Here is a 12,874-nt window from a genome sequence, read left to right as displayed (position 1 = left end):
GCAAGGGGGACTTTTGATGATGGTGATGAAGGGTTTGCTGGCCAGCGGCTGCTGCTTGGCTGCATTGGTTGCGATGCCGTCGATGGCGACGGCGCAGACGGATACGGCACCGAATACGGCGATCGGCGATCCGGTCGCGTCCGCCAAGCTGGCAGCCGATGTCGCCACGGACAAGGATGCCGGGCGGTCAATGACGAACGAAGTGATCGTCACCGGCACGCGCATCACGCGGCCGAACAACCGCTCCGCCGCGCCGATCACCACGACCACCGCTGCCGAGATCGCGGCGCAGGGCGCGACCACGATCGAGGAAGTGCTCAATCGCCTGCCGCAGGTGCAGGCGAATGCCGAGCAGAATTACGCCGATTCCGACGGGCGCCAGCGCATCAAGCTGCGCAGCCTCGGGTTCGAGCGCACGTTGACACTGGTCGACGGGCTGCGGCTCGGCATCCAGAACGGCATGGATGTCAGCCTGATCCCCAACGAGCTGGTCGAGCGGATTGACGTTCTGTCGGGCGGCGCTTCCTCGGTCTATGGCTCGGATGCGGTCGCCGGTGTGGTCAACTTCGTGCTGAAGAAGGACTATAACGGCGTCTCGCTGACCGGCAACTACAGCTTCTTCAATCATTACAACAACGCCAATGCGGTGACCGCCGCGGCCGATCGCGCCTTCTTCCCGTCGGCGCGCGGCTGGGCGAATGATGGCGGCCGCGCGAACGTCACGCTGTCGGCGGGCAAGACCTTCCTCGATGGTGCGCTCAGCATCTCGGGCTATGCCAATTACCGCCGCTCGGATCAGGTGAGCCTCGACGATCGCTCGCTGTCGGCGTGCGAAGTGTCGCAGACCATCGCGACCGGCGCGCTCAGCTGCACGCGCAGCACCTACACGCAGGTCGGTACGATCGTCCCCGGCGGGATCGGGCGGGGCAGTACGCTCGTCAACAACCCGAACGGCTCGGGCACGCTGCTGCCGTACAATTCCGGCCGCGGCACCGCGACCGATCCGTTCGACAATCTGGCGTTCCAGCGCAACTTCAACCGCATCAATACCGGTGCGTTCGTCACCGCGCGGATCTCCGACGAGATCGAACTCTATTCGACCGCGATGTTCTATCGCGACCGATCGTTCAACACGCTGCCCAACCGCGTCTATTCGTACAGCGTCTATGGCAACACGCCCTATCAGGTGAACTGCGACAATCCGTTTCTGTCGGCATCGCAGCGTACGACGCTGTGTGGAACGGCGACCAGCGGGCTCGTGCCGCTCGACCTCCGCTACCGCTTTGATGGTGCGCCGCTGGTTGCGACCGGCTTCGAGAACCGCGGCGCGCGCATTGCCGGCGGCTTGCGCGGCCGGGTGCTCGACGATGCGTGGAGCTACGACATTGCCGGTGTCTATTCGCTGCTCAAGGCGAAGTCGATCTATCCGGCGCAGCCCGATTTCGACCGCGTCAACCGTTCGCTCAACGTCGTTAACGTCGGCGGTGTGCCGACCTGCGCGTCGGTGGTCAGCGGCCTTGATCGCGCCTGCGTGCCGTTCAATGCCTTCCGCCCGTATAACAATGATCTCGCGCTCAACAATTATCTGTACACCAGCGTCGACGGCACGCAGAACAGCACCTCGCTGATGTGGCAGGCACTGGCGGTGCTGAACGGTGACCTCGGCAAATACGGGCTCACCTCGCCGCTCGCCGAACAGGGGATCGCAGTCGCGATCGCGAGCGAGTTTCGCGCCGAACTCTACAAGAGTGGCGCCGACGCGCAGTTCCGCCAGACCAATGGCGGCAGCGATCAGCGCTTCACGCAGAATGTGCTCGAATCCAATATCGAGGTGCAGGTCCCGCTGATCGAGAACAAGCCCTATACCGATCAGCTACAGGTCAATGCCGGCTATCGCGTGTCGAAGTACAACCGCCTGAACGGCACGTTCAACACCTGGAAGGTCGAGGGCGTCTGGGGGCCGATCGCGGACATCGGCTTCCGCGCCTCGTTCAACAAGGCGCAGCGCGCGCCGACCGTGATCGAGGCCGATCAGGCGAGCAACATCTATTACGATCGAAATGGCCGTAACGACCCGTGCGCCTCGACGCCCGACCCCAATTCATCGGACCCGAACGTCCGTATTGCTCCGACGGCATCACTGGAGCAATGCCGCCGCACCGGACTGCCCGACAATCTGTACGGCAGCGCGGCGCTCAGCTGCCTCGACAACAGTTGCACGATCCGCAGCGGCGGGTTCAACCTGAAGCCGGAGACGGCCTATACCAAGACGTTCGGCGTCATCCTGCGCCCGCGTGTTCTGAAGGGCCTGACGGTGTCGGCCGACCGTTTCATCATCAACCTGAATGATTCGATCAACTACTTCCAGGTCAACGACTTCCTTGACGGGTGTCTGACCACCGGGCTGCAATATTATTGCCGCGGCGTCGTTCGCACCCCGGGCACGTTCCGGCTCGACAGCGCCGCGACCGGCAATCCCACCAGCGGCTATTTCGCGCGGGGCACCAGCAACGGCTACAAGTCGCAGGCGCACGGCTGGGATTTCCAGGCGCAATATACGGTGGGACTCGGCGCGGTCGGCACGCTCGACACGTCCTTCAACGGGTCGCTGACCACGCGCGTCGGCAACCAGGACTCGCCCGATGCGACGGCGCGCAATTGCGTCGGCTATTATGGCGGGGGTTGCGGCGAGAGCATGCCGCGCTGGGCGCACGGGTTGCGCGCGACGTGGACGACGCTCGACAAGACCACCAACGTTTCGGTCAACTGGCGGCACACCTCGGCGATGACGATCGGGTATAACTCACCCGCCGACACCGGCATCCCGCGCAACGAGCCGCAGGTACGCAGCTTCTACACCGGCGTGCCCGCCTATGATTACATCGATCTTTCGACCAGCTTCGATGTCGCCAAGCGCTTCACGCTGCGGCTCGCGGTGAACAATCTGTTCGACCGCGATCCGCCGCTGTTGCCGGACTCGCGCAGCGTGCTCGGGCTGCTGCGGAGCAACACCCTGTTCCGTTACGACCTGCTCGGGCGGCAGATCGTCGTCGGCGCGACCGCGCGTTTCTGACGCGCAACCGGTCAACCACCCTGTCGCCGTGGCGACAGGGTGGTTCACTCACATCCCCGATGCGGCCAGCTGCGATCGCCAGAACGCCAGCGCTGTCGGGTCGGCATCCGGGCGTGGGGTGGCGGGCTTGCCGTGGCGCAGCCGCTCGCGGTCGTGCTCGGATGGCGCGACGACGCGCACCCGCACCGCGCCATGCCCGGCGTCGCGCAAGCCCAGCGCCTGCGCCGCGCCCTTCGACAGATCGATGATCCGCCCGCGCGCGAACGGCCCGCGATCGTTGACGCGCACCACGATCACGCGCCCGGTATCGAGCGACGTCACCTCGACATAGCTCGGCAGCGGCAGCGTCGCGTGCGCGGCGGTGATCCAGCCGGGGCGGAACTTCTCGCCGCGCGCGGTGCGGTTGCCGCTCTCGCCGCCATACCAGCTCGCGCGCCCCAGCATGTCGTAATCGGGCGCGGCGGCGGGGACATAGCTGACGCCGCGCACCACATAGGGGCGCCCGATCGTCACCGGCGTGTCGCTGACCGCGCGATAGCGTCCGCCGCAACCGCCGAGCAGCAGCGCCAGCGCGCCGATCAGCCAGGCGGGGCGGGGGAGCGCGTGCATCCGCCTCCGCTACAAGGCGATCGAAGTGTGAGCAATGCCGCGAACGCGCGCGCTGTTGTGCCCGTGGCGACCATCGACCACCCATATCGCTTGCCCATAGCCACTGGCGAAACGTCACATGCCCCGCCTAGACTGACTGGTGACGGGGGCCGCCAAGGCGCTCGCGCAAGGGGAGTCGCCATGTTCGTCCGTCGTGTCATCGCGCTGTTGATCGCGCCCGCCTTGTTGTCGAATGCCCCGCCGCCCGGCATCGCCGCGCGCGCCGGCGCCGCCGAGCGCTCGCCGGTCCGCTGCAAGCCGGTAGCGCCCGAACGGTTCTATTCCCGCACGTCGGGGATCGCCATGCCGGCCCCTGGCGCGCCGCCCCCTCCACCACCACCACCACCACCACCGCCGCCGGTGTCGGTACAGAGCATCCCCACCCCGGCACCGGTCTTCACCGCAGCGCCGGCCATCGCGCCGGCTGCGCCGCCCGCGCCGCGCGTGTCACCGCGCACCGCCGCGTCGGCCCCCTATGGCGCGCCCGAAAACACCGAGCGCTATGACGGTCGCCCGGTCGCCACGATCACCGACACCGCGACCACCCCGGTCTCGACCTTCTCGGTCGACGTCGACACCGGCTCCTACGCCAATGTCCGCCGCTTCCTGACCAAGGGGCAGCCGGTTCCGTCCGAGGCGGTGCGCACCGAGGAGCTGCTCAACTATTTCCGCTACGATTATCCGCGCCCGGCCGACGCCGCGCAGCCGTTCAGCATTACCACCGACGTAGCGGTCACGCCGTGGAACCCGGCGACGCGGCTGATCCGCATCGGGCTGCGCGGCTATGACGTGGCGGCGGCGACGCGCCCGCCGGTCAACCTCGTCTTCCTCGTCGACACCTCGGGGTCGATGGGGGAGCCCGACAAGCTGCCCTTGGTCAAGACCGCGCTGCGCGGGCTCGCCGACCGGCTGCGCCCCGACGACCGCGTCGCGATCGTCGCTTATGCCGGCAGCGCCGGGATCGTGCTCGAGCCGACCGCGCAGAAGAAGTATGTCGACGCCGCGCTCGCGTGCCTCGACGCGGGCGGATCGACCGCGGGCGGGCAGGGGATCGAACTCGCCTATGCCACCGCGCGCGCGCATTTCCGCAAGGGCGCGGTCAACCGCATCATCCTCGCCACCGACGGCGACTTCAACGTCGGGGTCAGCAATACCAAGGCGCTGGAGCAACTGGTCAAGCGCAACCGCGACGACGGCATCACGCTCACCACGCTCGGCTTTGGCGCGGGCAATTACAACGAGGCGATGATGGAGCGGATCGCCGACGTCGGAAACGGCAATTACGCCTATATCGACAGCGCGATGGAGGCGCAGAAGGTGCTGGGCGACGAGATGGCCGCGACATTGGTCACGATCGCCAAGGACGTGAAGGTGCAGGTCGAGTTCGATCCGGCGCGCATCAGCCAGTATCGGCTGATCGGCTACGAGAACCGCGCGCTGCGCGAGGAGGATTTCACCAACGACGCGGTCGATGCCGGCGACATGGGCGCGGGGCATCAGGTGACCGCGCTCTACGAGGTCGTGCCGGCCGGATCGCCGGGCTGGACGCCCGCGCGCCGCTACGCCGCCAACCGCCCGCCTGCGGTCGCACCGCGCGGGGCGGAGGCGTGCTTCGTCAAGCTGCGCTACAAATTGCCCGACGGCACCACCTCGCGCGAGCTGACCCGCGCGATCCCGGCCAGTGCGCTCGCCGCCGCGCGGGCGCCGAGCGGGGACATGGCGTTTGCCGCCGCGGTCGCGGCCTATGGGCAGAAGCTGCGCGGCGACGCCTATCTCGGCCGCTTCACCTTCGCCGACGCGCGCCGGCTGGCGGGCAGCCCGCGCGATTACTGGCGGCAGGAGTTCGTGAAGCTGACGACGCTCGCCGAGGCGCAGCGCGCCGGGATGGCGAGCGGGGAGTGAGCGGCGCATGAAAAGGGGGAGCACGGTTGCCCGTGCTCCCCCCGATCTGGCGCGGATGGCCACTTAGAAGGTCAGGCGCAGACCCGAATAGAACGAACGCCCGAAGATGTCGTAATAGGCCGGCACCGTGTCGAGCGCCTGCGTGCCCGCCGTGCTGCTCGGGAAGAACGGCGGCTTGCTATCGGCGATATTGTTCACGCCAAGGAAGAATTGGTAGTTCTCGTTGACCGTGAACGACACGCGGGCGTTGTGGTAAAAGCGATCGCCGATCGCTATCTGCGGATCGGCGAACGGGCTGTTACGCGCCGATCCGATATAGCGCATATTGTAGGTCAGCCCCACGCCGTCCTGGCTCGTCCAGCTCGCCGTCGCGTTGCCGGTGAACTTGATATAGCCCTGGTCGGAGGTCGAGCCGCCGGCAAAGCCGAGCAGATCGTCTTCCGGCTCACCCGGCAACGTCCGCTGGCTGGCCTTGTCGTAGAGCGTTCCGATCACGTTGAACGCCGCCCGGCCGCCCAGCAGCGGCGCGGTATAGGCGGCGGTGACGTCGACGCCCTTCACCTTCAGCGCCGCGACGTTGATCAACTGGTCGTTGACCGCGGTCAGGACCCAGGTCGCGCCCGGCACGTTCGGGTTGGTGCTGCGCACCAGATCGCTGCAGAACAGCCGCGCGGTGGTGTCATAGCATTGGTTGGCCTTGGTCTGCCGCCCGACGGTGCTGATGATGTCGTCGAGGCTGATCTCGAACCGGTCGACCGTCACCGAGAAGCCCGGCAGGAAGTCCGGCGCGAAGGCGAAGCCATAGGTCAGCGTCGTCGCGCGCTCCGGCGCCAGGTTCGGATTGCCGCCGACGAAGCCGGCGACCGACTGCTGGACGTTGATCGGCGGCGCATAGGTGGCCGGCACGCCGTCCGCAGCGCAATTGGCGGTGCGGGTCGCGTTGGCGGTGCGCGCCGTGGCAGTGCACGGATCAATCACGGTGCCGAAGTCCTGGCCGACGCCGGACAGCTCGCCCGGCACCGGGGTGCGCACCGCGCGGGCGCGGTTGACGCGCAGCACGAGGCCCGCGAACGGCTCCCAGCTGCCGCCATAGCGCCACGTCTGGTAGCTGCCGCCGACGCTCGGGGCCGAATAACGGAACGAGCCGTCGAGCGTCAGCTTGTGGATCAGCGTGATGTCGCGCAGCACCGGCGCCGAAAGTTCGCCATAGGCTTCCTTGGTGCGCGTCTTGACGTAATCGACGTCGCCGATCTGGTTGCCGGTCACCTCGGCGTTGTTGATCTGGCTGGCGTAATCGAGATTGCCCGAGAAGGTGCGATATTCGGCACCGACCGAGAAAGCCAGATCGCCGCCGGGCAGCCGGAACAGCGCGCCGGAGACGAAGGCGTTGACGTCGTGCAGCACGCTCTCGCCGGTCTGCCCCGCCGACACGGTCAGCGCCTTGCGCTGCGCATCGGTGTAGGGGAGGAACGGGTTGATCGGCACGCAGCCGGTCGCGCGCGCGCCGGGGTCGGCGCATTGCAGCGTGCCGTTCACCTGCTGGGTGCGCAGACCGTAATAAAGCTGGCGGGTGCTGACGAGACCGCGGGTGATCGAGTCCAGCTTCGTGCTGCCGTAGACGTACGAGACTTCATAGTTCCAGTCGCGGCCGAACCCGACGTTGAAGTCGCCCTTGACGCCGGCGACCGCGCGGATCGTGTCGCGGCGGTTCACCGCCCCGCGATCGTCAAACGCCGCGAAGCGCTGCTGCCAGTTGAGCTGCGTGACGCCGCGCGCCAGCGCCGCATTGTAGATCGCGGTCGGGATGATTGGGTTGGCGATCGTGCTGGTCGCGCCGTCCGCGGCGATCGACTGGATCTGCAGCGGGATGCTGGCCTGTAGCCCGGTTACACCCGGCCCGCCGCCGAACAGACTGCCCGCCGCGGACGACTGGAACGGATGCCCCTCGAACGCCGCGGTGGTCTGGCTCTGGCCGTAGTTGAATTCCATGAAGGCATCGACACCCTTCGCGATCGGATAGTCGGCCGATGCCGCGAACAGGATGCGCCGCGTCGGGATCGCGATGTCGCGCGTGCCGTTGCGGTTATAGCCGTCGCGGCGGGCGACGAACGGGATCAGATTGCCGTTGGCGTCGGTGAAGCTGGTGCTGCTGCCGATACGCGTGGCATTGACCGCACCCAGCCCGTTGCCCGCCGGAAGGAAGAAGGTGCCGTTGAGGCCGACCGACGAATAGGCAGCCGGGCCGCGGATCGGATCTGCCGGCGGCGACCAGAAGAAGTCCTGCGCGCACAGCTCGCGCGAGGCGCACTGGACGCGGCCCTGATAGTCGACCTGCGCGGTCAGGTTTATCGCACCGCCGTTTTCGAACTTTTTGCCGAACATCAGATAACCGTTCGGGTTGCGATTATCACCACGCTCGGTGATCCCGTAGCTCGCGCCGGCCTGGAAGCCGTCGATCTGCTTGGTGATGATATTGATGACACCCGCGACCGCATCGGCACCGTAGATCGACGCCGCGCCGCCGGTCAGGATGTCGAGCCGTTCGATGTTCGCCGACGGGATCGTGTTGAAGTCGACCGCGGTGCTCGTGGTCGTGCCGCCCGGCACGCGCCGGCCGTTGATGAGCGTCAGCGTGCGTCCGCCGCCCAGGTTGCGCAGATTGACGGTGTTGAGCCCCGAAGTCGCCGCACCCGAGAAGGTCGATTGTGTGCGCGACGACCCGAACGACGCCGCAAACTGCGGCAATTGCGTCGCGACGTCGGCGAAGTTGGTGAAGTTGCGGTTCTGGAATGCATCCTGCCCGACGACGAGCACCGGCGACGAACTCGTCAGGTCGGGGCGCGCGATGCGCGTGCCGGTTACCACCACGTCGCCGGCCTGTCCGGCGTTGGGATCGGTCGTGCCGGTCGGCGTGCTGACCAGCGCATCTGCCGCGGCGGGCGCCGCGGTATCGGCCTGGCCGTCGGTCTGCGCCCACGCCGGCAACGCGACACAGGCCACCACCGATGACAATACCGATGCCAAAAGACGTGTTTTCAATATATTCATACAGTTAACCCCCAATTTGACCCGATCTTTCCCAGGATCGAGCAAACAACCCGCACTAAAAAGAATTATCGTTCAGAGCAGACACGATGATCCTAGGAAGTCTGGGTTGTAGGAAGCAATTGAGGACGTAACGAAAGTAACAATAAAATGGCACGTGTGTCCGGATGGACACACGTGCCATTAAGTGATGTGACGTGACTATGTAACGGTATTACTGTCGAATTTGTCTACGCCCGGCGCCGCACCCGCACGCCGGGCTGGCGGCCGACCGTCAGCTTGTACGTGCCGAGCGCCGCGCGCTTGACGACCACCGGCTCGCCGGCGCGCGGCGCGACCGCGAACGTCTGCCCGTCGGTCTGGACCCAGCGCGACCCGTCCGCCAGCGTGAAGCTCCAGTTGCCGTCGCTGGTCCGCGCGGCCTGCGCCAGCTTGCCGGTCAGCGTGTCGAGCCGGTTGCCGTCGGCGTCCTGCAACGTCGGCAGGTCGGCGGCGCGGCGGCGTTCGCCGAACCGCGCGCGGCGCTCGGCCTCGACCTTCGCGCGGTCGACCACCACCACCTGCCGCGCGGCGATCGCGCCGTTCAGCGCCCCCGCAGCGGCGTCGAAACACTTCAGCCGTTCCTTGTCGTTCGTGATCGCGCGGCACCGGATCACCGCGTCGGCAACCCCGCTGCGGTCGGCGATTGCGGGATCGGCCCACGCCGTGCCGGGCACGCAAGTCATCAGGACTGCACCAAAAATAGGCAGCGACACCGCGGATTTGCTCATTTTTCCCTCACAAAAGGTCAGAAAGTGTAACTTGGCTGCAACAGATGCAAAATTTCGTTGCATTTAGGACCAGTTGAGATTGCCCATCATTTCCGCCGTTCGTAGCGTCGACCCAAGCGCTGCCATCTAAAGGCGCGATAGAACACGGCTATTCCAAAATGGGGGTCTTATGAAGACGATTTCGATGAGGCGTCGACTGCTCGCCAGCACGATCGTTGCCGGCGCGATGCTGGGCAGCCTGCCCGCCGCGGCGCAGGTCGCGAACGATCCGACCGGCGCCAGCGCGGGTCCGCTCGAGGGTCAGGCACCGGTCGCGAACGCCGACGGTGACAACAAGGCCGCACAGGGCGGCGACATCGTCGTCACCGGTTCGCGCATCCGCTCGCCGAACCTCGAGGCGACCAGCCCGGTCACCGTCGTTAACAGCGAAGAGTTCAAGCTGACCGGCACGACGCGCACCGAGGATCTGATCAACTCGCTGCCGCAGGCGTTCGCCGGGCAGAGCGGCAACATCTCGAACGGTTCGAGCGGCATCGCCACCATCAACCTGCGTGGCCTGGGCGCCGAGCGCAACCTGGTGCTGGTCAACGGCCGCCGCGTCGTCCCGGGTGATCCCACCTCGGCCGCGGTCGACATCAACGTCATCCCCGCCGCGATCATCAAGCGCGTCGACGTGCTGACCGGCGGCGCCTCGTCGGTGTACGGTGCCGACGCGGTCACCGGCGTCGTCAACTTCGTCATGGACACCGATTTCGAGGGCTTCCGCCTCGACGGCCAGTATTCGCTGTTCAACCACAACAACCGTGGTGGCGGCGGCATTCTGCCCGCGCTCAACAGCAGCTCGCCGTATGGCGCGCCGGCCGGCTATCCGAGCGGCATGGCCACCGACGGCGGCACGATCGACGTCACCGCGGCGTTCGGCACCAGCTTCGACGACGGCCGTGGCCACATCACCGCCTATGGCGGCTACCGCAAGATCAACGCCGTGCTCCAGGCGAACCGCGACTATTCGTCGTGCTCGCTCAGCGCGAACACCGCGTCGGTGGTGCAGAGCACCGGCCGGCCTTACGCCTGCGCCGGTTCGGCGACCTCGCCGCAGGGCTCGTTCGTCGCGTTCGACGGTACGGGTGCCGATTTCACCTCGACCTTCTTCCAGCCCGGTCAGGGCGGGACGTTCGCGGCGGGCCGTACGCCGTTCAACTTCAACCCGCTGAACTATTACCAGCGTCCTGACGAGCGCTACACCGCCGGCTTCTTCGCGAACTACGAAGTGTCGAACGCGATCAAGCCATACGCCGAGTTCATGTTCATGGACGACCGCACCGTCGCGCAGATCGCGCCGTCGGGCAATTTCGGCAACACCACCTCGATCAACTGCGACAACCCGCTGCTGGGCGCCGCGCAGCGCGCGTTTGTCTGCCGCAACGACAACCTGCTCGTCGCGAACAGCGCCGCCAACCAGCTGACCGGCCAGCGCGTCGTCGGCCAGGCGATCTACAACCCGAGCGTCTTCAGCGACACCACGGCCGCCACCTTCTTTGATCCCACCACGGGTGCCGCCTACAACCGCGGCTATCTGCAGACCTTCCGCCGCAACGTCGAGGGCGGTGCGCGTCAGGACGATCTCCAGCACACCAGCTTCCGCGGCGTGCTCGGGTCGCGCGGTGATCTGGGCAGCGCCTGGTCGTATGACGCTTACTACCAGTACGGCCGCACCAATTTCGCGGAAACCTACCTCAACGACTTCTCGATCACGCGCCTCGGCCGTGCGCTCGACGTCGTGTCGAACCCGAACGGCGGCGCACCCGTCTGCCGCTCGGTGCTGACCGGTGAGGATCCGAACTGCGTTCCCTACAACGTCTTCTCGCTCAACAGCGTGACGCCGGAGTCGGTCGCTTATCTGTCGACCCCGGGCTTCCAGCGCGGCGTCGTCAGCGAGCAGGTGGCCTCGGCCAGCTTCTCGGGCCAGCTCGGCGAATACGGGATCAAGAGCCCGTGGGCGAGCGAGGGTCTCGGCCTCGCGATCGGCGCCGAATATCGTAAGGAAGCGCTCGATCTGAAGACCGACCAGGCCTTCCAGACCGGCGACCTGTCGGGTCAGGGCGCGGCGACGCTCCCGGTCTCGGGCTCGTTCAACGTCAAGGAAGTGTTCGGCGAGCTGCGCGTCCCGGTCGTGTTCGACAGCTTCATCTACAACCTGTCGTTCACCGGCGGCTATCGCTACTCGTCGTACAAGACTTCGGCGGGTCGTGGCTTCTCGACCGACACCTACAAGATCGAGGGCGAGTTCGCGCCGATCCGCGACATCCGCTTCCGCGGCGGATACAACCGCGCCGTCCGCGCGCCGACCGTCCAGGATCTGTTCGCCCCGCAGCGCGTCGCGCTCGTCGGCAACAGCGATCCGTGCGCCGGCCGCGTGCTGACCGCGGCGGACCAGGGCTGTCTGTTGCAGGGCCTGCGCGTCGGGCAGACCGTCGCGGAGAACCCGTCGAGCCAGTATAACGGCCTGATCGGCGGCAACCCTAACCTGGTGCCGGAAGTTGCCGACACCTACACCGCGGGTGTGGTGGTGCAGCCGTCGTTCCTGCCGCGCTTCGCGCTGACCGTCGACTTCTTCGACATCAAGGTGAAGGGCGCCGTCACCACGATCGGCACCGACACGATCCTCAACGCCTGCAACACGACGCTCAACACCGAGTTCTGCGGTCTGGTCAATCGTGACGCGGCGGGTTCGCTGTGGCTGACGCCGAACGGCTATGTCACCAACACCACCAAGAACATCGGTGGTCTGGCGACGCGCGGCATCGACGTCGGCGCCAGCTATTCGTATCCGCTGGGTGGGCTCGGTTCGCTGGGCTTCAACTTCAACGGCACGTGGCTGGATCGTCTGGTCACCGACACGGGCGTCAGCGGTTCGTATGACTGCGTCGGCCTGTTCGGCACCACCTGTCTCCAGCCGACCCCGGAATGGCGCCACAATGCCCGCGTCAGCTTCAGCTCGCCGTCGGGCGTGGGTCTGTCGGTGCGGTGGCGCTACTTCGGCAACGTGAAGATCGACGCGACCGATCCGAACTCGAACCTCAACAACCCGGGCGCCAGCGGCCCGGCGCCGGGCGGTACTCCGCGTCCGGGTCTCGCCGAGCTGGGCGTGCAGAGCTACTTCGACCTGGCGATGACGTTCCGTGTCAGCGACGCGTACACGTTCCGCCTCGGCGCGAACAACCTGCTCGACCGCGAGCCGCCGCTGACCGGCTCGCAGGCGTGCCCGGGCGTGGTCTGTAACGGCAACACCTTCCCGGGCGTCTACGACGCGCTCGGCCGTTACATCTACGCGGGCGTGACGCTGAACCTGTAAGGGTCCGGCAGCGCCGAAACAGAGAGGGGCGGGTCTTCGGGCCCGCCCCTTTTTGGTTGAGGGAGGTTGCCGCCGCTTCGT

6 protein-coding genes are annotated in these 12,874 nt (G+C 66.7%); 3 read left to right on the top strand and 3 right to left on the bottom strand.

The genetic code is table 11. From position 1 onward, the window contains the following. Positions 1-16 precede the first annotated feature (16 nt). Entirely contained in the window at positions 17-3,073 is a 3,057-nt protein-coding gene (locus ACI2JO_RS13275) for a TonB-dependent receptor domain-containing protein (protein WP_404721171.1), read from the top strand. A gap of 48 nt (positions 3,074-3,121) precedes the next feature. On the opposite strand, the gene ACI2JO_RS13270 is transcribed toward ACI2JO_RS13275, so the two are convergent. Next, positions 3,122-3,682 (bottom strand): septal ring lytic transglycosylase RlpA family protein, encoded by a 561-nt coding sequence (locus ACI2JO_RS13270; protein WP_404721170.1) that lies wholly within the window; start codon positions 3,680-3,682, stop codon positions 3,122-3,124. 180 nt (positions 3,683-3,862) lie between these two features. Here ACI2JO_RS13270 and ACI2JO_RS13265 point away from each other — a divergent pair, with 180 nt between their 5' ends. Continuing rightward, entirely contained in the window at positions 3,863-5,623 is a 1,761-nt protein-coding gene (locus tag ACI2JO_RS13265; protein ID WP_404721169.1) for a von Willebrand factor type A domain-containing protein, read from the top strand. A gap of 63 nt (positions 5,624-5,686) precedes the next feature. On the opposite strand, the gene ACI2JO_RS13260 is transcribed toward ACI2JO_RS13265, so the two are convergent. Beyond that, positions 5,687-8,647 carry a TonB-dependent receptor domain-containing protein gene (locus ACI2JO_RS13260; protein ID WP_404721168.1) on the bottom strand — a complete coding sequence of 987 codons (2,961 nt, stop codon included), beginning with the start codon at positions 8,645-8,647 and terminating at the stop codon, positions 5,687-5,689. 251 nt (positions 8,648-8,898) lie between these two features. Continuing rightward, the gene (locus tag ACI2JO_RS13255) at positions 8,899-9,393 is read right to left on the bottom strand and encodes a hypothetical protein (RefSeq protein ID WP_404721167.1); all 495 of its coding nucleotides are present in this window, start codon (positions 9,391-9,393) and stop codon (positions 8,899-8,901) included. A gap of 214 nt (positions 9,394-9,607) precedes the next feature. Between ACI2JO_RS13255 and ACI2JO_RS13250 the strand changes: the two genes are divergently transcribed. Beyond that, complete coding sequence (locus ACI2JO_RS13250; protein WP_404721166.1) at positions 9,608-12,793, top strand: TonB-dependent receptor domain-containing protein; 3,186 nt, start codon at positions 9,608-9,610, stop codon at positions 12,791-12,793. The last annotated feature ends 81 nt before the right edge of the window (positions 12,794-12,874 follow it).

The sequence above is a fragment of the Sphingomonas sp. NPDC079357 genome (assembly GCF_044901155.1).
GTDB lineage: Bacteria > Pseudomonadota > Alphaproteobacteria > Sphingomonadales > Sphingomonadaceae > Sphingomonas.
Note: the sequence above shows the minus strand (reverse complement) of the source record. Positions and strands in the feature narration are given on the sequence as shown.

Coding starts and splice junctions, on each gene's coding strand:
- ACI2JO_RS13275 (WP_404721171.1), top strand. CDS start 17: ATGATGGTGATGAAGGGTTTGCTGGCCAGCGGCTGCTGCTTGGCTGCA.
- ACI2JO_RS13270 (WP_404721170.1), bottom strand. CDS start 3,682: ATGCACGCGCTCCCCCGCCCCGCCTGGCTGATCGGCGCGCTGGCGCTG.
- ACI2JO_RS13265 (WP_404721169.1), top strand. CDS start 3,863: ATGTTCGTCCGTCGTGTCATCGCGCTGTTGATCGCGCCCGCCTTGTTG.
- ACI2JO_RS13255 (WP_404721167.1), bottom strand. CDS start 9,393: ATGACTTGCGTGCCCGGCACGGCGTGGGCCGATCCCGCAATCGCCGAC.
- ACI2JO_RS13250 (WP_404721166.1), top strand. CDS start 9,608: ATGAAGACGATTTCGATGAGGCGTCGACTGCTCGCCAGCACGATCGTT.